Source organism: Caulobacter sp. GW821-FHT11E11 (genome assembly GCF_058808315.1).
Window position 1 is genome coordinate 253,275 of the sequence record NZ_JBXARO010000007.1, and the last position, 20,741, is coordinate 274,015.

At 67.3% G+C, this 20,741-nt stretch carries 17 protein-coding genes and 2 pseudogenes; 5 read left to right on the forward strand and 14 right to left on the reverse strand.

The window, feature by feature from the left end:
* Window positions 1-15 precede the first annotated feature (15 nt).
* From metH to AC1RR5_RS18940, 7 genes are read right to left on the reverse strand one after another with little or no spacing between them, the layout of a single operon-like run.
* Window positions 16-2,685: a methionine synthase gene (gene metH / locus AC1RR5_RS18910; protein ID WP_492923877.1), complete on the reverse strand. Its 2,670-nt coding sequence runs from the start codon at window positions 2,683-2,685 to the stop codon at window positions 16-18.
* A gap of 6 nt (window positions 2,686-2,691) precedes the next feature.
* Window positions 2,692-3,768 carry a homocysteine S-methyltransferase family protein gene (locus AC1RR5_RS18915; RefSeq protein WP_492923879.1) on the reverse strand — a complete coding sequence of 359 codons (1,077 nt, stop codon included), beginning with the start codon at window positions 3,766-3,768 and terminating at the stop codon, window positions 2,692-2,694.
* Window positions 3,765-4,643: a CAU/MBL1b family subclass B3 metallo-beta-lactamase gene (blaCAU, locus tag AC1RR5_RS18920; RefSeq protein ID WP_492923881.1), complete on the reverse strand. Its 879-nt coding sequence runs from the start codon at window positions 4,641-4,643 to the stop codon at window positions 3,765-3,767. The genes AC1RR5_RS18915 and blaCAU overlap by 4 nt, the downstream gene beginning before the upstream one ends.
* Window positions 4,640-5,584, reverse strand: a complete 945-nt coding sequence (gene metF, locus AC1RR5_RS18925; protein ID WP_492923883.1) for a methylenetetrahydrofolate reductase [NAD(P)H] — start codon at window positions 5,582-5,584, stop codon at window positions 4,640-4,642. Before metF ends, blaCAU begins: the two co-directional genes overlap by 4 nt.
* Window positions 5,581-6,558: an ArsR/SmtB family transcription factor gene (locus AC1RR5_RS18930; RefSeq protein ID WP_492923885.1), complete on the reverse strand. Its 978-nt coding sequence runs from the start codon at window positions 6,556-6,558 to the stop codon at window positions 5,581-5,583. The genes metF and AC1RR5_RS18930 overlap by 4 nt, the downstream gene beginning before the upstream one ends.
* A gap of 43 nt (window positions 6,559-6,601) precedes the next feature.
* Window positions 6,602-6,976, reverse strand: coding sequence for a VOC family protein (locus AC1RR5_RS18935; protein ID WP_492923887.1), 375 nt, complete (start codon window positions 6,974-6,976; stop codon window positions 6,602-6,604).
* 32 nt (window positions 6,977-7,008) lie between these two features.
* Entirely contained in the window at window positions 7,009-7,881 is an 873-nt protein-coding gene (locus tag AC1RR5_RS18940; RefSeq protein WP_492923889.1) for a LysR family transcriptional regulator, read from the reverse strand.
* 72 nt (window positions 7,882-7,953) lie between these two features.
* Between AC1RR5_RS18940 and AC1RR5_RS18945 the strand changes: the two genes are divergently transcribed.
* The gene (locus AC1RR5_RS18945; protein ID WP_492923891.1) at window positions 7,954-8,388 is read left to right on the forward strand and encodes a nuclear transport factor 2 family protein; all 435 of its coding nucleotides are present in this window, start codon (window positions 7,954-7,956) and stop codon (window positions 8,386-8,388) included.
* Here the strand turns inward: AC1RR5_RS18945 and AC1RR5_RS18950 are convergent.
* Entirely contained in the window at window positions 8,370-8,693 is a 324-nt protein-coding gene (locus AC1RR5_RS18950; protein ID WP_492923893.1) for a winged helix-turn-helix transcriptional regulator, read from the reverse strand. The genes AC1RR5_RS18945 and AC1RR5_RS18950 overlap by 19 nt on opposite strands.
* Window positions 8,694-8,766: 73 nt before the next feature.
* Between AC1RR5_RS18950 and AC1RR5_RS18955 the strand changes: the two are divergent.
* A pseudogene (locus AC1RR5_RS18955) lies at window positions 8,767-9,051 on the forward strand (carboxymuconolactone decarboxylase family protein); the annotation flags it as partial.
* Window positions 9,052-9,082: 31 nt separating this feature from the next.
* Window positions 9,083-9,309, forward strand: a pseudogene (locus AC1RR5_RS18960) (carboxymuconolactone decarboxylase family protein).
* Here the strand turns inward: AC1RR5_RS18960 and AC1RR5_RS18965 are convergent.
* Genes AC1RR5_RS18965 through AC1RR5_RS18975 form a run of 3 tightly spaced genes read right to left on the reverse strand, consistent with a single transcriptional unit; the run spans window position 9,306 to window position 10,928 of the window.
* Window positions 9,306-9,824 carry a hypothetical protein gene (locus AC1RR5_RS18965; protein ID WP_492923895.1) on the reverse strand — a complete coding sequence of 173 codons (519 nt, stop codon included), beginning with the start codon at window positions 9,822-9,824 and terminating at the stop codon, window positions 9,306-9,308. The pseudogene AC1RR5_RS18960 and the gene AC1RR5_RS18965 sit on opposite strands and share 4 nt — an antisense overlap.
* Window positions 9,821-9,964, reverse strand: a complete 144-nt coding sequence (locus AC1RR5_RS18970) for a hypothetical protein (RefSeq protein ID WP_492923897.1) — start codon at window positions 9,962-9,964, stop codon at window positions 9,821-9,823. Before AC1RR5_RS18970 ends, AC1RR5_RS18965 begins: the two co-directional genes overlap by 4 nt.
* A gap of 4 nt (window positions 9,965-9,968) precedes the next feature.
* Entirely contained in the window at window positions 9,969-10,928 is a 960-nt protein-coding gene (locus AC1RR5_RS18975) for a 2-hydroxyacid dehydrogenase (RefSeq protein WP_492923899.1), read from the reverse strand.
* A 239-nt stretch (window positions 10,929-11,167) separates the two neighbouring features.
* Between AC1RR5_RS18975 and AC1RR5_RS18980 the strand changes: the two genes are divergently transcribed.
* The gene (locus AC1RR5_RS18980) at window positions 11,168-11,587 is read left to right on the forward strand and encodes a hypothetical protein (protein WP_492923901.1); all 420 of its coding nucleotides are present in this window, start codon (window positions 11,168-11,170) and stop codon (window positions 11,585-11,587) included.
* Between the two features lie 48 nt (window positions 11,588-11,635).
* Here the strand turns inward: AC1RR5_RS18980 and AC1RR5_RS18985 are convergent, their stop codons facing one another.
* Window positions 11,636-16,120 carry a hypothetical protein gene (locus AC1RR5_RS18985; RefSeq protein ID WP_492923903.1) on the reverse strand — a complete coding sequence of 1,495 codons (4,485 nt, stop codon included), beginning with the start codon at window positions 16,118-16,120 and terminating at the stop codon, window positions 11,636-11,638.
* Window positions 16,121-16,271: 151 nt separating this feature from the next.
* On the reverse strand, window positions 16,272-17,939 hold the full coding sequence (gene ettA / locus AC1RR5_RS18990; protein ID WP_492923905.1) for an energy-dependent translational throttle protein EttA: 1,668 nt from the start codon (window positions 17,937-17,939) through the stop codon (window positions 16,272-16,274).
* 241 nt (window positions 17,940-18,180) lie between these two features.
* Here ettA and AC1RR5_RS18995 point away from each other — a divergent pair, with 241 nt between their 5' ends.
* Window positions 18,181-20,487: a TonB-dependent receptor gene (locus tag AC1RR5_RS18995; protein WP_492923907.1), complete on the forward strand. Its 2,307-nt coding sequence runs from the start codon at window positions 18,181-18,183 to the stop codon at window positions 20,485-20,487.
* Between the two features lie 66 nt (window positions 20,488-20,553).
* Here the strand turns inward: AC1RR5_RS18995 and AC1RR5_RS19000 are convergent, their stop codons facing one another.
* Window positions 20,554-20,706: a hypothetical protein gene (locus tag AC1RR5_RS19000; RefSeq protein ID WP_492923909.1), complete on the reverse strand. Its 153-nt coding sequence runs from the start codon at window positions 20,704-20,706 to the stop codon at window positions 20,554-20,556.
* Between the last annotated feature and the right edge of the window lie 35 nt (window positions 20,707-20,741).

Genomic DNA, 20,741 nt, shown 5'->3' on the forward strand with positions numbered 1-20,741 from the left:
AGATGGATGACGTGGTTAAGCCGCTGCATCGCGCGCCCGGGCGGCCGGGTCGTAGTTGAGGATCGGCGACAGCCACTTCTCGGCATAGGCCATGTCCCAGCCCTTGCGGCGGGCATAGTCCTCGACCTGGTCGGCGTCGACCTTGCCCACGCCGAAATAGTGCGACTGCGGATGGCTGAAATACAGGCCCGAGACCGCCGCGCCAGGGGTCATGGCGTAGCTCTCGGTCAGCTTCAGGCCGGTGGCCGCCTCGGCGTCCAGCAGCTTGAACAGCGTGCCCTTCTCGGTGTGGTCGGGCTGGGCCGGATAGCCGGGCGCGGGGCGGATGCCCTGGTACTTCTCGGCGATCATCACGTCGGTGTCGGCCGCCTCTTCAGGCGCGTAGCCCCACAGCTCGACGCGGGCCTTGTAGTGCAGCCACTCGGCGAAGGCTTCGGCCAGGCGGTCGGCCAGGGCCGAGGCCATGATGGCGCTGTAGTCGTCGCCGGCGTCCTTGAACTTTTTGACGATCTCGTCCTCACCATGGCCGGCGGTGACGGCAAAGCCGCCGACATAGTCGCCGCCCTGGCCGATCGGCGCGACGAAGTCCGACAGCGCCACGTTCTGCTTGCCCTCACCCTTGTCCATCTGCTGGCGCAGGGTGAACAGGCGCGACAGCTCGGTCGTGCGGGTCTCGTCCGTATAGAGCACGATGTCGTCGCCGTCGGCCTGGGCCGGCCAGAAGCCGATCACGCCCTTGGCCCCGAACCACTTCTCGGCCAACACCTTGTCGAGCATTTCGCGGGCTTCGCGATAGAGGTCTGTGGCGGCCTCGCCGACCACGTCGTCTTCCAGGATCTGCGGGAAGCGGCCGATCAGCTCCCAGCTGGCGAAGAACGGCGACCAGTCGATGAACGGAACCAGCTCGTCGAGCGTGGGCTCGAACGTGCGCGCGCCAATGAAGGCCGGCTTGGGCGGGACATAGCCGTCCCAGTCGATGGCGAACTTCTTCTTGCGGGCGTCGGCGATCTTGGTGCGCGCCTTGGCCGTCTGGCCACGGGCATATTGCTCGCGGATACGGACATATTCGGTGCGCGTCTCGGCCTGCAGGCGGTCGCGCTCGGTGGCCGACAAGAGACCTGAGACCACGCCCACCGCCCGGCTGGCGTCCAGCACATAGGTGGTCGAGCCCTTGTGATAGGCCGGCTCGATCTTGACCGCCGTGTGGGTGCGGCTGGTGGTGGCGCCGCCGATCAGCAGCGGGATGGTGAAGCCCTGGCGCTCCATCTCGGCGGCCACGAACACCATCTCGTCCAGCGAGGGGGTGATCAGGCCCGACAGGCCGATCATGTCGACGTTGTGCTTCTTGGCTTCGTCCAGGATGCGGTCGGCCGGGACCATGACGCCCAGGTCGATGACCTCGTAGTTGTTACACTGCAGCACGACGCCGACGATGTTCTTGCCGATGTCGTGGACGTCGCCCTTGACGGTCGCCATCAGGATGCGGCCCGCCTGCTCGCGCGGCTTGCCGGCCTTCTCGGCCTCCATGAAGGGTTCGAGCCAGGCCACGGCCTGCTTCATGACGCGGGCCGACTTCACGACCTGGGGCAGGAACATCTTGCCCGAGCCGAACAGGTCGCCGACCACGTTCATGCCGTCCATCAGGTGGCCTTCGATGACGTGCAGCGGCCGCTCGACCGACAGGCGCGCTTCCTCGGTGTCCTCGTTGATGAACTCGGTGATGCCGTGGACCAGGGCGTGGGTGATGCGCTCGTTCACCGTGCCTTCGCGCCAGGCCAGGTTGGCGGTCTGGACCTGGCCCTTCTCGCCCTTGTAGCGCGGGGCCATGTCGACCAGGCGCTCGGTGTTGGAGACATTGGTCCGCTGCGGGCGGTTGAGGATCACGTCCTCGACGGCCTCGCGCAGTTCGGGGTCCAGGGCGTCATAGACCGGCAGGTCGCCGGCGTTGACGATGCCCATGTCCATGCCGGCGTTGATGGCGTGGTACAGGAACACCGAGTGGATCGCCCGGCGCACCGGCTCGTTGCCGCGGAAGCTGAACGAGACGTTCGACACCCCGCCCGAGATGCGGGCGTAGGGGCAGCGCTTCTTGATCTCGCGCGTGCCCTCGATGAAGTCGACGGCGTAGTTGTCGTGCTCCTCGATCCCCGTCGCCACGGCGAAGATGTTGGGGTCGAAGATGATGTCTTCCGGCGGGAAGCCCACCTTGTCGACCAGGATGTTGTAGGCCTTCTCGCAGATCTCGATCTTGCGGGCGGCGGTGTCGGCCTGGCCGACCTCGTCGAAGGCCATCACCACCACGGCCGCGCCGTAGCGCAGGCACAGCTTGGCCTGCTCGATGAACTTCTCTTCGCCTTCCTTCATCGAGATCGAATTGACGATCGCCTTGCCCTGGACGCACTTCAGGCCCGCCTCGATCACCTCCCACTTGGAGCTGTCGATCATCACCGGCACGCGGGCGATGTCCGGCTCGGCGGCCATCAGGTTCAGGTAGGTGATCATCGCCTGCTTGGAGTCGAGCAGGCCCTCGTCCATGTTGACGTCGATGACCTGGGCGCCGGCCTCGACCTGCTGACGCGCGACCGACAGCGCCTCGGGGTAGTTCCCCTCCACGATCAGCTTCTTGAACTTGGCCGAGCCGGTGACGTTGGTGCGCTCACCGATGTTGACGAAGACGGGTCTCATAGTCGCTTAGGCCAATTCAAACGGTTCGAGGCCCGCCAGGCGCATGGCCTTGGGACGCTCGGGGATCTGACGAGGGGTCACGCCGCGCACTTCATCGGCGACGTGACGGATGTGGTCCGGCGTGGTGCCGCAGCAGCCGCCCAGGATGTTGACGAGGCCGTCCTTGGCCCATTCGTGCAGGGCGTGGCCGGTCTCGTGCGGCTCCTCGTCGTACTGGCCCATGGCGTTGGGCAGGCCGGCGTTGGGATAGGCCGCGACCAGGGTGTCGGCGATGCAGGCCATCTCGGCGATGTGCGGGCGCATCAGGTCCGCGCCCAGAGCGCAGTTGAAGCCCACCGCGAACGGCTTGCAGTGCTTGACCGAATTCCAGAATGCCTCGGCCGTCTGGCCGGATAGGGTGCGGCCCGAGCGGTCGGTGATGGTGCCGCTGATCCAGATCGGCAGTTCCTCATGGCCCTCGTCGCGCAGGTCGAGGATGGCCTTGATGGCAGCCTTGCAGTTCAGGGTGTCGGTGATCGTCTCGATCAGGAAGAGGTCGACACCGCCCTTGTACAGCGCATCCACCTGCTGGCGGTACGCCTCATAGACCTGGTCGAAGGTCACCTTGCGCGCGCCGGGATCGTTCACGTCCGACGACATCGACAGCATGACGTTCAGCGGGCCGATCGAGCCGGCGATAAACTTCGGCGAGGCCGGGTTCTCGGCGTTCCAGCGGTCGGCCACCGAGCGGCCGATCTTGGCGCCTTCGAAATTGATGTCCCAGACGTCCTGTTCGCCCAGGTGATAGTCGGCCTGGGCGATGGTGGTGCCCGAGAAGGTGTTGGTCTCGGAGATGTCGGCGCCGGCGGCGAAATACGCATCATGAAGCTCGGCGACGAGATCCGGCCGGGTCAGGCACAGAATGTCGTTGTTGCCCTTCATCTGGCCGTTGTAGTCGGCGAAGCGATCGGCGCGGTAGTCGGCCTCGTTCAAGCCCTTCTTCTGGAACATCACGCCCCAGGAGCCATCCAGGATCAGAATCTTCTGCTTGGCGGCGGCCTTGAGGGCGGCGACGCGATTAGCGCGGATGGAGAGTTCGGTCATCGTTTGGCTCCCGGATTGGCCGCCTGCTGGCGCGCCAGTTCCTGGTTGAACCGGGTCTCATAGCCGTCGACGAAGCGGCCCAGTTCGGTGGGGTCGATAAAAGCGTTCGGGTCGCCGCGCAGCAGCTTCTGGCGCTTGGTCAGCAGGTCGCCCTGCTCCTCGTGGCTGGGCAGCACGACGTCTGTCGGGATGGCCCGCATGGCCGCGAAGCTGGCGCGATAGTCGGCGACGATGCTGCGGTGGGTCTTGTTGCCGACCAGGTGGTTGCCGGCCACCGACAGCGAGCACGGGAAGGTCACGTTCAGCGGCCGGCCCTTCTCGGTCACCTGGGTGGTCCAGGTGGTGCAGCCGATGGTGTGGCCCGGCGTCAGGTGGGCGACCAGGGTGGTCTCGCCGACCTTCAGCCTCGTCCCGTCGCCGAAACCCTTGTCGACCTTGACCGCCGGAAAGGGCGTCAGGCCGTTGTCGTTGTCGCCGAAGTGCTGGCCCTTCTCCAGGGCCGGCTCGTCCAGGCGCGAGGCCCAGACCTTGGCGGTCGGGATGTCGGCCTTCAGCTGGGCGATGCCGCCGGCGTGGTCGAAGTGGGCGTGGCTGTTGATCAGCACCTTCACGTCCGCCAGCTGGAAGCCCAGCTGCTGGATGCTGCGCTCGATCAGCTTGCCGCCCTCGGCCGAGGGGCCGCCGTCCAGCAGGACGTGGCCTTCCGAAGAGGTGATCAGCCAGGCCGACAGGCCTTCGGAGCCAACGTAATAGATATTGCCGACCACGCGGTACGGCTTGATCGGCTTGACCCAGTTGCTGTTGTCGTCAGCCTGGGCCGACGGAGCCGCCATCGCCGCCAGGGCGAAGGCCAGGGAGATCAGGACGCGCTTCATGCCGCAGCCTCCGCCGGAGCCGGGGCTGTCTCGCGCACGCCCAGCACACGGCAGATGGCGTAGACCAGATCGGCCCGGTTCAGGGTGTAGAAGTGGAAGTCCTCGAAGCCCTGCTCCTGCAGCTTGGCGCACATCTCGGTGGCGACCGAGCAGGCGATCAGGCGGCGGGTCTCGGCGTCGTCGTCCAGGCCTTCGAACAGGTTGGCCAGCCAGCCCGGGATCGCCGTGCCGCAGGCGGCCGACATCTTCTTCAGGCCGTTGAAGTTGGTCACCGGCATGATCCCCGGCACGATCGGGATGGTGATCCCGGCGGCGCGGACCTTGTCGACGTAGCGCAGGAAGGCGTCCAGATCGAAGAAGAACTGGCTAATGCCCAGCGTCGCGCCAGCGTCGACCTTCTGCTTGAGCACGTCGATGTCGTGCTCGATCGACGGGCTTTCCGGATGCTTCTCGGGATAGACGCCGACCAGCACCTCGAACGGCGCGACGCCCCGGATGGCCTTGGTCAGCTCGGTGGCGTTGGCGTAGCCGTCGGCGCGCGGCACATAGACCCCGCCGATGCCGCCCTCGGTCGGCGGCGGATCGCCCCGCAGCGAGACGATGTGGCGGACACCGGTTTCCCAGTACTCACGGATGACCTCGTCCACTTCCTCGCGGCTGGCGCCGACGCAGGTCAGGTGGGCGGCGGGCTTCAGGCTCGTCTCGTCCAGGATGCGCTTGACCGTGCGGTGCGTGCGCTCGCGGGTCGAGCCGCCGGCGCCGTAGGTCACCGAAACGAAGGCCGGATCCAGCGGCGCCAGGCGGGTGATCGCCTGCCACAGGTTCTCTTCCATCTGTGGCGTCTTGGGCGGGAAGAACTCGAACGACACGCGCGGACGCCCGGTGCGTTCACCGGCGCGGGCGACGGGACCGATCACGCGGCGGGTGGGCGGAAGGGTCATGCGGCGTTCCTCGAAGCGGTAGCCAGACCGGGACGGCGCGCCGTCCAGATCTTCACGGTCAGGCCCTCGGCCGTGGCCGGCGGCAGGGCGATATTGCTTTCCAGCTGCAGGCCGGCGGCCTGCAGCCAGGTGACGATCTCGACGTCGTCGAAGCCCAGGCGGCGATGCTGGTGCACCTCGCGCAGGAATTCGTGGTCGTGCGGCGCGAAGTCGGCGATCAGCAGCAGGCCGCCCGGCGTCACCAGCCGCGCGGCCTCGGCCACGGCGTTGGCGGGATCCGACAGGTAGTGCAGCACCTGGTGCACGGTCACCAGGTCGGCGCAGCCGCCCGGCAGGCCGGTGCGGAAGATGTCGCCGTGGCGCAGCTCGCAGCTGACCAGGCCGGCCTTGGTGACCTCGTCGCGGGCGATGTTCAGCATCTGCTGCGACAGGTCCAGGCCCAGGGCGTTGCTGGCCCGCTTGCCAAGCAGGGTCAGCATGCGGCCCGCGCCCGCGCCCAGGTCGACCAGTTCCTCGAATGGACCCTCGCCGGTCGCGCGCAGGATCGCGGTCTCGACCTCGGCCTCGTCGACATACAGCGAGCGGATCTCGTTCCAGCGCGCGGCGTTGCGGGCGAAATAGGCCTGGGCGTCGGTCGAGCGCTCGGCGCGCACGGCCGACAGCTTGTCGGCGTCCAGGCGCACGATGGGATCGGTGTCGTCGATCAGGTCCAAGGCCTGTTCGACCAGGAAACGACCCGGCGACTTGGCGGCCAGGCGGTAGAACACCCAGGCCCCGTCCGGGAAGCGCTCGACCAGACCCGCCTCGGCCAGCAGCTTCAGGTGCCGTGAGACGCGCGGCTGGCTCTGGTCGAGGATGCGGCACAGCTCCAGCACCGACAGCTCCTCGGCCGCCAGCAGGGCCAGCAGTCGCAGGCGCGTGGACTCGCCGGCGGCGCGCAGCACCTCGACGACCTGTTCGGCGGATAGCTTCATGGGGACATAAAGATATCTTTATGTCCGATTTGGCAAGAGGATATTATGCCCCAGGTTCAGCCTTGGCAGGCTGCCAGAGCTCAATCTTGACCCCTGCAGGATCCAGAAGCCAGGCGAAACGGCCCATGCCGCCTTCATCCTGTTGACCCAACGCCTCGACGCCCTCGGCGGCGGCCTTGGCCAGCACGCCGTCGATATCATCGACTATGAAATTGATCATGAACGGCGCGGCCGACGGCGCGAAATACTGGGTGTCGGCGGCGAACGCCGACCAGTTGGTGGTGGTCTTGGGCTGCTTGAACATCGCCCCGCCCCACGAATGGATGTCGAAACCCAGCACCCGCGCGTACCAGTCGCGCACGGCTTGCGGATCCTCGGCCTTGAAGAAGATCCCGCCCAAACCCAGCACCTTGGCCATCGCCTGCTCCCTTAGTCCCGACGCACTCTACCTCAGCGGACGACGGCTTCCACCTGTTCGCGCAGCCAGGCCGAAGCGGCGTCCGCGTCCAGCTGCGGCGGGTGCATGATCCACTGCTGGTCGGGCTCCTGCGACATGGGAAGCTCGACGCCGCGCACGCCCAGCGGCGCGCCCAGGGCCGCGATCATTCGCGAGGGCAGCACCGCCACGTGGCCGCCGCGCGCCACCAGTTGCAACGCCAGCAGATAGTGCGGCACCACGACGGCGATGCGACGTTCGCGCCCCTCCCCGGCCAGCCAGCGGTCGACCGGATCCTGCGTCGCCCCCGCCGCGATCACCGCCACATGGTTCAGGGCCAGCAGGTCGCCCGACGGCGGCTCGCCCGCGAAGGCCAGGATGTCGTGGTCTTGGTAGAGCGGCCGCATCCGGTAGTCGGGAAAGGCGTCGATCTCGGTAGTGATCACCAGATCCAGGTCGCGCGGCTGCTCGGCCTGGCGCCGCCACGGCAGCAGATCCAGCCGGCAGCCCGGCGCGTCTTTGGCCAGGCGCGCCAGCAGCTCGGGCAGGATCACCGCCGCCACGACGTCCGGGATCACCGCCCGGAACACCCGGTCAGCCGTCGCCGGATCGAAACCAGCCGGGGCGTAGAGGCCCTCGGCCATCCGCAGCAGGGCCGCCAGCGGCGCACGCAGAGCCTCGGCGCGCGGCGTCGGTCGCATGCGGGCGCCCACCCGCACCAGCAGCGGATCGTCAAATGCCTCGCGCAGCCGCCCCAGCGTGCGGCTCACCGCCGGCTGCGACAGGCCCAGCCGCTCACCGGCCACGGTCAGGTTTTCGGTGTCGAGGATGACGTCGGCGGCGACCAGCAGGTCGAGCTTGCCACGAAGATCATGCGCATCACGCATCATTAATATCTACCCTATGCAGTTCACGCATAGATTAGCCGACCGCATCCTGGCGCTCAAAGGAGATCCGCCATGAGCGCCCATGACAACAAGGAAACCATCCGCCGCATCTACGCCGCCCTCGAGACGGGCGACCGCAGCGTGTTCAGCGACAGCGTCCATCCAGACTATGTCTGGCGCTTCCCGGGCCATTCGGACTGGTCGCGCCGCTTCGAGGGCCAGGAGACAATCCGCCGCGACCTGCTGGCGCCGCTGTTCAACCTGTTCGCCGACACTTACACCGCCCGCGCCATCAACCTGATCGCCGAGGGCGACCAAGTCGTCGCCGAGGTGCGCGGCAGCGTGCTGACCAAGGCCGGCCAGCGCTACGACAACGAGTACTGCTTCATCTTCCGCTTCCGTGACGGCAAGATCGCCGAGGTGGTCGAGTACTGCGACACCGACCTGGAGGTGCGGGCTCTGGGGTCCTACGACGCCGCCGTAGCGGCCTATCGCTCCAAGGCCTGAGCCCAGGCCTCGGACCAGGCCATCAGCGGCCATAAGGCAGCGATCAACTCGCTTCCGCGCGAGCTCAGCCGATAGCCGCCGTCGGCCGCCACGATGTCGGCGGCGCGCAGTTCGGACAGACGCGTGTTCAGCGTCCCCGGCGGCAGCTCGGCCGCCGCCTGCAGGGCGCGGAAGGTCAGAACCCGGCCCTCGCGCAGCTCCCAGACGATGCGCAGCGCCCCGCGCCGGCCCAGCAGATCCAGCGCCGCCATGATCGGCTTGCCGGTTTCCGAGCCCCTTACGGCGCGCCCCGGCAATGGAGTCACTCGGGTCGCTTCATTTTTTGTAGCGTCGTCGGAATTTTCCATGTTACAAATTTTGTAGCACGGAGGAGCGCCCATGTCGCCGAGGATCGAACCCGCAGAGGCCCCCTACCCGCCTGGCGTCGCTCGTACGCTGGAGCAGCTGAAGACCCCCGGCGACCAGCCGCTGTCGCTGTTCCGCGCCCTGGCTCGCGACGAGCGGCTGTTCGGTCGCTTCACTGGCGGCGGCCTGCTCGACCCAGGTCACCTGACCCTGCGAGAGCGCGAGATCGTCATCCACCGCACCTGCGCCCTCAACGGCTGCGGCTACGAGTGGGGCGTGCACGCGGCGATCTTCGCGGGCGCCGCCGGCCTCGACGCCGAACAGCTGGCCGCCACCGTCACACCAGGCATTGCGGACTGCTGGGCCCCGCGCGAGGCACTGCTGATCGCCTTCAGCGACGCGGTCCACGTCCGCGCTGATATCGACGACGCCCTGTGGGCGCGCCTGACGCAGGCCTTCAGCGAAGAGGCCCGGATCGAACTGATGATGCTGACCGGCTTCTACCGAACCGTCAGTCTACTGGCGAATGGCCTGCGGCTGGAGCCGGAGGCGTTCGCCGCGCCGTTCCCAGCCTAGCCGCAGCGATCGGAGACCTTGGTCCAGGTCTCGCGGGTCACCACCGTCGTGTCGTTGCCCGAGGCCCCGCCGCCCAGGCTGGCCTTCAGTGCGGCCAGTTGCTGCCTGGCGGCTTCCCGTTCGGCGGGCGGGCCCGAGCGGATCTGTTCTTCGATCTGGGCGATGACCGGGGCCATGGCCGCGTTCGTGCGCGGATCGACCGGCGCGGCCGAGGGGATCACGCGGTCGGCCTGGAAGGTCCGCTCCCAGCGGCCGTCGGCCAGCTTGCGGAAGCTGTCGGAGATCACTTGGCCGCCGCCGCAGACGGCCTGCTGGCTCATGCCGCCGCCGGGCAAGCTCGTGACCGAACGGTTGGCGCAGGCGATCGCGCCGGGCGGCGGAGCGCCGGGGCCCTTCACGCACCAGGGGTTGGGACCCTGGCCGGGATAGGCCTGGCGGGCTGTCGAGCCGTCAGGCGCGGTCTGCTCAACCGTCGTCGCGCCCGTCGCGCCGTCGACGTGTTGCACCGAAGTCATGACCATCGGCCGGCGTGGCTGGTCGTGGTCGTCTCGGCGTCGATGCGGTAGTCGCCCGGCGGCGGCGTCATCTGGCCGGCCGCCAGCACGGCGGCGGCCGACGCGAAGGCGACCGCGCCGCCCAGGATCAACGCCCGCATGGCCTCAGGCCGCGACGGGGGTGGCCAGGGGTTCGCCGTGGAAGTAGCGGCGCAGGTTCTCCAGGGTCAGGCTGACCATGGCCGGAATGCTGTCCAGCGTCGCGCCGGCGGTGTGCGGCGTCAGCACGGTGTGGGGCACACCCACCCAGCGCGCGGCCGGCGTCGGCTCCTGGGCGTAGACATCCAGCGCGGCCATGCCGAGCGTTCCGGTCTTCAGCGCCTCGATCAGGGCGTCCTCGTCGATCAGCGCGCCGCGCGCGACATTGACGATCAGGCCCTGCGGCCCCACCGCCTCGATGACGGCCTTGTTGATCAGGTGATGGTTCGAGGCGTCCGAGCGCGAGCAGACCACCAGCACGTCGCTGTCGCGGGCCAGGGCCAGCAGGCTGTCGGCGCGATGATACTCGGTGTCCTTGGGGCGCGGTCCCCACCAGGCCACCTTCATCTCGAAGGCGCGCAGGCGGGTAGCCACCGCCTCGCCGATATAGCCCAGGCCGACGATGCCGACCTTGCGGCCGCGCAGGCCGTGGCGCGGAGCCATGCGCTCGGCATGGGTCCAGTGGCCCGAGCGCAGGCGATGGTCGCCCTCGACGATGCCGCGCCAGGCGGCCAGGACGAGGCCCACCGCATGGTCGGCCACGTCGGCGGCGTTGAGGCCGGTCGAGTGGGTCACGGCGACGCCATGCGCCTTGCACCACGGCACGTCGACGCCGTCATAGCCGACGCTGACACAGGCGATCAGGCCCAGCTGGTTCATCTCCGACAGCATGTCGCGCGACAGGGCGAACTCGCCAGCGTGGACGATGGCCCGCACCCGTCGCCCCGGCCCTTCCAGGAAGGCCATGGGATCCGGATAGTCCCACAGCCGGTGCACCTGGTAGGCGCTCTCCAGCAGCGGCTGCAGCGGCAGCAGCATCTCGTGCGAAAGCAGGATGTGGGGCTTGTCGGCGAGCGTTTGCGGCATGCGTGTCTCCTTGGCGGGACAATCGTCTTTGCGGACCAAGCTACTCCTCTGGGAGCGCTTAGCCAGACCTAAGCAGGGGAACGGCGGATCGCCAGCCCCTCCCGTGAAGCATCCCGCCAAGAACCCGGCCATAGCGTGGCGGTTCCCGGGCCGACACGGTCTAGCTGTGAACAACCTTCGCTCCGGCGGGTTTTGCTAAGCAGCGCCACAACGGCGCATCCAGGCCTGGAGAAACCCCTATGTTGACCAAGACGCTAGCCGCCGCGGCGGCGCTTTCGCTGCTGGTCGCCGGCGGCGAGGCCCTCGCCGCTCAGAAGAAGATGTCGGCGCCCGTGGCCGGCCCCAAGCAGCCGCTCCCCTACTCGCAGCTCGACGCCTATACGAAGGCCTCGGCCAAGACGCGGGCCAGCAAGGATTGGTGGGCCGGCTCGGCCTCGACCGGCATGTCGACGGACACCGCCGCGACCGCTCCGGCCACGGCCAGCGATCCGGCGACCACGATGCCCATGCCGGACACGGCCGTGAACCCCGCGCCCACCGCCGCGCCGCCCAGCTTGCCGGTGACGCCGCCGATCAATGCGACGCCGCAGACGGGCGATCCGACCTTGCCAAACCAGCCGGTGCCAGGCGATCCGGCCGCACCGCCGGCCCCGAAGTAGGTCCGAAGTAGGTTTGTGGACCCGGGACGGCCTGGCCGTCCCGGTCCCTCAGCCGCCGCCGAAGATGAAGTCGGCCTTGTAGTAGCCCTTGGCCGGATCGAGGATGTCGATCGCGAACGGCGCCGAGCCGTCCGCCAGGTCGGTCAACCAGGCGTCGTTGGATCGCACCATGACGCCCAGGTCGGCCTTCTGCGCCTCGGCCAACAGCCAGCCGACCATCGCCGCCTTGGTCCCGATGCCGCTCACGCCGTCGCCGCCATAGGCCGCGAAGTAGTCGACGCGCGTGTCGATCATGGCGTGGATCTTGGCGTCGGTCGGGGCCGCGCCGAAGATGGTCTTGTAGGCCTCGCGGGTGGCGTCGACGAACGACAGCGACCCGTACTTGGCCAGGAAGGCGTCCTTGCCCTCGCCCAGCTTGCCCAGATTGACCGCGAAGTTGATGTAGCGGTTCTCAAGATTGAACGACTGGTAGTAGGCGCTGTTGAGGTTGTTGGCGTTGGGACCGGTCGGCGAGACCAGATAGTCGACACCCGTCTGGGCCGGGATCTTTCCGGTGAAGAACTCATAGGCCAGCGTCGCCACCGAGGTGGTGGCGCCGGCCGCCTTGACGATCTCGGCGGTGACCTGGCTGGCCGACAGCTGTCCGGCGTCCCAGCGCTTGAACAGATCGTCGGCGATCGCGGTCAGGGAGGCGTTGCCCGAGGCGGACTGGCGCAGGATGGCGTTTATCTCGTTGCCGACCTCGCTGGTCGACGGCGCCAGGGCGAAGACGAGGTTCTCGACACTGACCAGACGGTCGACGCCATCCGGCGACCCGGCGCGCAGGTCGGTGACCGTCACCGTTCCGTCAGCCGCCGTGACCACCGAATATTTCGACATCGGTCCGGAATAGATGACCGTGTCATCGCCCGCGCCGCCGTCTATCTGGTCGTTGCCCGCCCCGCCGACCAGGGTGTCGTCGCCGGCGCCGCCCGACAGGGTGTCGTCGCCCGCGCCGCCTTCCAGCCGGTTGGCGGCGTTGTCGCCGATCAGGGTGTCGGCATAGGCCGAGCCTTTCAGCCCTTCGATGCCGTCCAGCAAGTCGACGCCGGCGCCCCGCGTGTTCTGCAGCGTGCCCGCCTTGGTCAGGTCGACCGTGACGGCGCTGGTGGCGTTTTCGTACGAGGCGAAGTCGAAGCCCTCGTTGCCGTAGAGGCTGTCGTCGCCGTCATCGCCCCGCAGGATGTCGTCGCCGCCGCCGCCCATCAGCGTGTCGGCGCCGCCGCCGCCGCGGAGGATGTCGTTGCCCGCGCCGCCGGTGAGCTGGTTGGCGTTGGCGTCGCCGACCAGCGTGTCGCTGAACGCCGAACCGAACACGTTCTCGATGCTGATCAGGGTGTCGATACCGCCGCCCTTGGTGTCCTGCGCATAGGGCGCGCCCAGGCCGACGACGACGCCCGCGGTCGCATCGCGATAGTCGGCCCAGTCGCTGCCGTCGCCGCCGTCGATGCGGTCATTGCCCGAGCCGCCCGCCAGGACGTCGTTGCCGCCGTCGCCGTACAGGCTGTCGTCGCCCGCCCCGGCCGAGAGGGTGTCGTCGCCGTTAAAGCCCTGCAGGCGATCGGCGTTGGCGGTTCCGGTCAGGATGTCGGCGTTGTCGGTGCCGCCGTCGGCCTTGATCGTGGAGAGGTTGACCGAGACGACATTGGCGTCGCCGCTGATCAGCAGGCGGGTTCCGTCGGCGCTGATCAGCACCCGGTTGCCGTATCCGGCCGAATAGTAGCCCGTCGGGCTGAGCCCGATGTCGACGCCCAGCGAATAGACCTGCTCCAGCGCCCAACCGCCCACGGTGGAAGCGGTGGAATACTGGAAGACCCGGTCCGCCGCGGAGTCGGCGACATACAGGTGCTTGCCGTCCGGGCTGAAGACCATGCCCAAGACGCTCTGCGCGGTCAGCTCCGGGTGCGCCTTGGTCAGATCGCCGATGAACTTCAGCGCACCGTCATAGACGTAGAGGCTGCCGGAGAGCTGCGCGACGAAGCGACCGTCAGCCGCGATCGAAACGACCGGGACGCCATAGCCCTGAACGCCGTCGGCGTACATGCCGTGGAAGGCGGTCTGCGCGCCGTTCTGATAGGTGTAGAGCGGCGCGTCGGAACCACTTCCGCTGAAGAGCGCCTTGCCGTGATCGACGGTCGTGACAATGCTGCCGTAGTACTGAGCGCCGTTTTGCTCGCTGGCGAAAACGCCGGTGGCGAGATCCAACAGCAGCGGCGCGGCCGTGCCCCAGCCGCTGGACTGGCCATAGAGCACCTTGTTGTCGTTGGTGAAGACGACATCATAGAAGCCCGCCGAATTGCTGCCGGTGCGGGCGTAGTCCTTCACCTGGCCGGTCAACAGGTCCAGGACGTGGATCTTGATCGTGGCGGTGGAGCCAGACGAACCGTACGTCACGTTCTCCAGGGCCCGGTCGGCGACGACGATGTAGCGACCGTCCGAGGACAGGTCCATGCCGGCCAGCTCCGTGCCGACCTTCCAGCGGCCCAGGACCTCGCCGGTCGCCGTGTTGAGCGCCGTGATGTAGCCTTCGGTGTTCGAGACATAGGCCGTACGCCCGTCCGACGAGAGCAGAGCGTCGACGATCTGGCCGGTCGCCAGCGTCTCGGCCTGCGTCACCGGCAGGACGTCATTGAGCGTCACCCCCGCATCCGACGAGGACAGCGTCACCGTCTTGTCCGTGAACTGCAGCAGCTCGACGTTCAGCAGCGTGTCGACGCCCTCGCCGCCCGTGGCGCGCAGGTCGCGCACCGTCCAGGTCCCATTGGCGTTGCGGGTCCAGCTGTAGTTGCTGGAGGCCGCGCCGTAGATCGCCGTGTCCTGGCCGCCGCCGCCATCGATGACGTCGTCTCCGCCACGCCCCTCGAAACGTTCATCGGCCGCCGAGCCCTGGAAGACGTCGGCGAAGGCCGAGCCCTTCACCCCCTCGATCCCGCTCAGGCGATCCAGACCTTCGCCGCGCGTGTTCTGCAGCAGGCCGCTCTTGGTCAGGTCGATACGGACACCGGCCGTGGCGTTCTCATAGGACGCGATGTCGACGCCGCTGCCGCCGTCGAGCGTGTCGTCGCCGCTGCCGCCGGCCAGCACGTCATTGCCCGCGCCGCCATTCAGCGTGTCGCTGCCCTCCATCCCCTTCAGGAGGTCGTCGCCCGCCCCGCCGTCCAGGCGGTTGGCGTAAGCGTTGCCGCTCAAGGTGTCGGCGAAGGCGCTGCCGACGACGTCCTCGATCCCGGTCAGGGTGTCGCGGCCGGCCCCGACGGTGTCCTGGCTGTAGGGCGAGACAAGGCTGATCGTGACCGCGGCCGTCGCCGTGCTGTAGTCGGCCGCGTCGACGCCCGCCCCGCCATCCAGGGTGTCGTCGCCCGCGCCGCCGATCAGCCGGTCATCGCCATTGCCGCCGTAAAGGCTGTCATTGCCGGCCGCGCCGTCCAGCACGTCGTTGCCGCCATAGCCTTTCAGGATGTTGGCCGAAGCGTCGCCGGTCAGGGTGTCGGCGCCATCGGAACCGCCGGCCGGAATGGCGGTCGCCACGTTGACGGCGTTGAGCTGCTTGTCGGACAGCACCAGCAGATAGGCGCCGTCGGCCGACAGGCTCAGTCGATCGCCATAGGCGACGCTGGAGAACGGCGACGTATAGGGATCGGTCTTCACGCCGGGGTCGAAGGCCCGCAGGATCGACCAGTCCTTGGTCGAGATCTGCAGGACCAGGCCGTCGCTGTTGTTCAGGACGAAGATGCTGGAGCCGTCGGCGCTGAAGACCGCGCCGATCGGCTGGATCTGTTCCTTCTGGAGCGTGGACAGCGACCCCTTCAGGTTCAGGGCGCTGTCGTACAGGGCCCCGCTCCGGAAGATCAGCTTGCCGTCCTGCGAGACGGCCTGGGCGCCATAGCCGTTGAGCCCGTCATAGGAGGCGTCGCGCGATACGGTGACCCCCGCCCCCGGCTTGTAGACTTGAAGGGGCAACGAAGAGATGCCGTTCTGGGCGTGGACGACCAGCGTTCCGTCGCCCGAGGCGGTCAGGATGCCGTCCTGGTAGTAGCCCTGCGTGCCGAAGGTGAACGTCCCGGAGACCGGATCCAGAACCGTGAGCGGCTCCCAGCCCGAGCCACTATAGCTCTGCGACAGCACGATCTTGCCGTCGGCGGTGTAGACCGCGTCGAAGAACGGTCCATCGCCGCTTCCCTGGACGGCGGTCGTGTAGTCGCGAACCTGGCCGGTGAGCAGGTCCAGGACATGGACCGTCACGACGGCCCTGAGGTCGAAGCCGGAGCCGGTCGTGGTAGAGGCGCGCTCGGTCGCGACCAGGTGCCGGCCGTCCTGCGATACGTCCATGCCGGCCAGGGTGGTTCCGACTTTCCAGCGCCCGACGAAGTCGCCGGTGGCCACATTGAAGGCGTTGACCACGCCCTCGCTGTTCGAGACGTAAGCGGTCTTGCCGTCGCTGCTGAGGACAACGTCCTTCAGATCGCCCGAAGCGATCGTCTGAAAAGTACTCACGAAAACCCACCCGACTACGAACTGAACGGCGCGCCGCAATACACTATGTCAAGTTGAGTTCGGCAACCTCATAATCCGAAACGGTCGCCACGAAAAAGGCGACGGCCGAAGCCGTCGCCTTTCCAGATCATCCAATCCGGGAAGCCCGCGTTTAGCGCGCGAACTTCTGGAACTTGATGCGCTTGGGGATCAGGCTGTCGGCGCCCAGACGGCGCTTCTTGTCTTCCTCGTACATCTCGAAGTTCCCCTCGAACCATTCGACGTGGCTGTCGCCTTCGAAGGCCAGGATGTGGGTCGCCAGGCGGTCCAGGAACCAGCGATCGTGGCTGATGACCACGGCGCAGCCGGCGAACTCTTCCAGCGCCTCTTCCAAGGCCTGCAAGGTTTCGATGTCCAGGTCGTTGGTCGGTTCGTCGAGCAGCAGCAGGTTGCCGCCGGTGGCCAGGGTCTTGGCCAGGTGGACGCGGTTGCGCTCACCGCCCGACAGCAGGCCGACCTTCTTCTGCTGGTCGCCGCCCTTGAAGTTGAACGAGCCCACGTAAGCGCGGCTGTTGATCTCGCGCTTGCCGACGATCATCACGTCGGTGCCGCCGCTGATCTCCTGCCAGATGGTCTTGTTCGGATCCAGCGCGTCACGCGACTGGTCGACATACGAGAGCTTGACGGTCTCGCCGACCTTGACCGTGCCGTTGTCGGGCTGTTCGCGGCCGGTGATCAGCTTGAACAGGGTCGACTTGCCGGCGCCGTTCGGGCCGATGACGCCGACGATGCCGTTCGGCGGCAGGCGGAACGACAGGTCCTTGAACAGCACCTTGTCGCCGTATTCCTTCTCCAGGCCGGTGACTTCCAGCACCAGGCTGCCCAGGCGCGGGCCCGGCGGGATCTGGATGTGAGCCTGGGTCTGGGCGGCGCGGGCGTTCTCCTGCGCGGCGACCATTTCATCGTAGCTCGCCAGACGAGCCTTCGACTTGGACTGACGAGCCTTGGGCGAGCTGCGGACCCATTCCAGTTCGCGGGTCAGGGCCCGTTGGCGGGATTCGGACTCCGACTGCTCCTGGACGACGCGCTTCTGCTTCTGCTCCAGCCAGCCGGAGTAGTTGCCCTCGTAGGGCACGCCCTTGCCGCGGTCGAGTTCCAGGGTCCACTTGGTGACCTGATCCAGGAAGTAGCGATCGTGGGTCACCAGGATGACGCAGCCCGGGAACTCTTCCAGGTGATGCTGCAGCCAAGCCACCGACTCGGCATCCAGGTGGTTGGTCGGTTCGTCGAGCAGCAGCATGTCCGGCTTGCTGAGCAGCAGACGGGCCAGCGCGATGCGGCGCTTTTCACCGCCCGACAGGCTTTCGATGTTGCTGTCATTGGGCGGGCAGCGCAGGGCGTCGATGGCCATCTCGACCTTGGAGTCGATGTCCCACAGGTCGCGGGCGTCGATGATCTCCTGGAGCTTGGTCATCTCCTCCATCAGCTCGTCGGTGTATTCCTCACCGAGCTGAGCCGCGAGGGCGTTGTACTTGTCGAAGATCTGCTTGTCTTCGCAGTCGGCGATGACGTTGCCCCAGACGTCCAGGGTCGGGTCCAGCACCGGCTCCTGCGGCAGGTAGCCACGACGGATGCCGTCGGCGGCCTTGGCCTCGCCCGAGAACTCCTGGTCCAGGCCGGCCATCACCTTCAGCAGGGTCGACTTACCCGAACCGTTGACGCCGACGACGCCGATCTTGGCGTCGGAGTAGAACGACAGCCAGATGTTCTCGAAGACCTTCTTGCCGCCGGGATAGGCCTTGGTCAGGCCCTGCATCTGGAAAATGTATTGCTGAGCCATAGGGCGCGCGTGCTCGCTGGACGAGGGTTTCGGGGATTGGGCGCTGAAATAGCCGTCCGGACGGCTTCGCGCAATCGTGGCCGGGCTCGACGGCCCCCTTCGGCGTTAGCGCTATCGTCATGGTATAGTCGCGCGACTGTCGGACAGCCGACACGCATCCGTCGCCGCGCCGTCGTCGACCACTGTTAGCCGAGCTCCCCAGGTCGACGCCTCCCCGCGTCGGCAAGGGGAATAAAAGCTTATGAAAAACCACCTGATGCTGGGCGCCGCCGTCAGCGCGCTCCTGTTCGCCGGTCACGCCTTCGCTGCCGAGACCCCGGCCACTGTTGACGCCGCCGCCGCCGCGCCCGCCGACAACGCCGAAGTCGACGCCGTCATCGTCATCGGCCAAGGCCAGAGCCGCCAGGTCCAGACCCTGAAGGACGACGCCATCGGCCTGGAAGCCGCCGGCGCCAGCGCTCTGAAGGCCGTCGACAAGCTGCCGGGCGTCACCTTCCAGTCGGCTGATGCGTTCGGGGCCTACGAGTGGTCGACCCGCATCTCGATCCGTGGCTTCAACCAGAACCAGTTGGGCTTCACCCTGGACGGCGTGCCGCTGGGCGACATGACCTACGGGAACCACAACGGCCTGCACATCAGCCGCGCCACCGCCACCGAGAATCTCGGCCGCGTCGAGCTGGCCCAGGGCGCGGGCGCCCTCGGCACCGCCTCGACCTCGAACCTGGGCGGCACGCTGCAATTCTTCTCGCGCGATCCGCAGGAGACCCTGGGCGGCGAGATCGACGTCACCGGCGGTTCGGACAGCATGCACCGCGTGTTCGGCCGTTTCGAAACCGGCGCAATCGAGCAGCTGGGCGGCCTGCGCGCCTACCTCTCGGTCGCCGACCAGAAGGCCGACAAGTGGAAGGGCGGCGGCGAGCAGAAGCAGCGCCAGTACGACCTGAAGGCCGTGATGCCGCTGGGCGACCGTGGCGAGCTGTCGGGCTTCTACCACCGCTCGGAACGTCGTGAGCAGGACTACCAGGACCTGTCGTTCGAGATGATCAGCCGCCTGGGCCGCGACTGGGACAACACCCAGCCCAACTGGGCGCTCGCGATCGCCGCGGCCCGCGCCTACAACACGCCGGGCGCCACCCTGCCCGCGCCGTTCAAGACGGTCGACGACGCCTACTACGCCGGCGCCGGCATCCGCGACGACGACCTGTTCGGCGCGGCCCTGAAGCTGGACGTGACCGACAACGTCAAGCTGGACGTCACCGCCTACGAGCACAAGAACAAGGGCCAGGGCCTGTGGTACACGCCCTACACCCCCACCCCCGGCTTCGGCGCGGCCGGTTCTGACGCCGCCCCGCTGTCGATCCGCACCACCGAGTACGACATCAGCCGCGGCGGCATCACCGGCGGCCTGACGATCGACCTGGGCGCCCACCGCATCGGCGTCGGCGGCTGGCACGAGATCAACCACTTCAACCAGGCCCGCCGCTTCTACGGCGAGACGATCTCCAAGCCCTCGCGCGATGCGTTGGACTTCCAGGAGAACCCGTTCTTCACCCAGTGGCAGTACCGCTTCGAGACCAAGACCACCGTCGCCCACCTGGAAGACGAGTGGACGATCAGCGACGCCTTCAAGGTCAATTTCGGCTTCAAGTCGATCAAGGTGACCAACGCCGTGACCACCGTCGTCGGCAATCCGCTATCGGGCGAGATCGAGAGCAAGGACAACTTCCTGCCGCAGGCCGGCTTCGTCTGGAAGGCCACGCCTGACTTCGAAATCTTCGGCGGCTACACCGAGAACATGGGCGCCTACGTCTCGGCGGCCACCTCGGGTCCGTTCAGCTCGCTGAACCAGGACAACGTCAACTACGTCGCCAACAAGCTGAAGCCGGAAAGCTCCAAGACCTTCGAAGGCGGCGCCCGCTATCGCACCGACCGCTTCCAGGGCGTGGCCGCCGTCTATCACGTGGCCTTCGACAACCGCATCCTGGCGGTGCAGCAGGGCTCGTCCATCCAGGGCAACGCCCCGGTGCTGTCGAACGTCGGCTCGGTCGAGACCAAGGGCGTCGAGCTGGCCGGCACGTACCGCCTCACCGACGCCTGGAGCCTGTACGGCGCCTATACCTACAACGACTCCAAGTACGACAACGACGTCGTCTCGCTGGACGGCAAGCTGCAGGCCCGCACCAAGGGCAAGACCGTGGTCAACACGCCCAAGAACATCTTCAAGGGCGAGATCGCGTTCGACCAGGCCGGCTTCTTCGGTAAGCTGGGCGTCGCCTACACCGACAAGCGCTACTACACCTATGAGAACGTCGGCGGTCAGGTCCCCTCGACCACCGTCGCCGACCTGACGGTGGGCTACCGCTTCGCCGAGGACAGCTGGGGCAAGGGCTTCGAGATCCAGGCCAACGTCACCAACCTGACCGACAAGGACTACATCTCGACCATCGGCTCGGGCGGTTTCGTCAACAGCGACACCAAGGGTGAAGCCATGACCGTGTTGCCGGCCCCGCCGCGTCAGTTCTACCTGTCGCTGAAGAAGACTTTCTAAGGTCCTTCAGGGTCGAAACGACGAAGGCCGGGAGGGCGACCTCCCGGCCTTTTTCGTGTGTGGTGTTCAGGCTTCCGGCTTCTTGCCGCCGAACTTGATGATGCCGAAGCACAGGGCGAAGCCGACGATGACGCCAATGGCCATGTTGTCGATCAGCGCGCCCAGGATGATCCCGGCGACGATCCCCATGGGGCCGCCAAGGAAAACGGTCTTGTTCATCGGACGCCCCTTACCCTTCAACCCTCGCATGAACC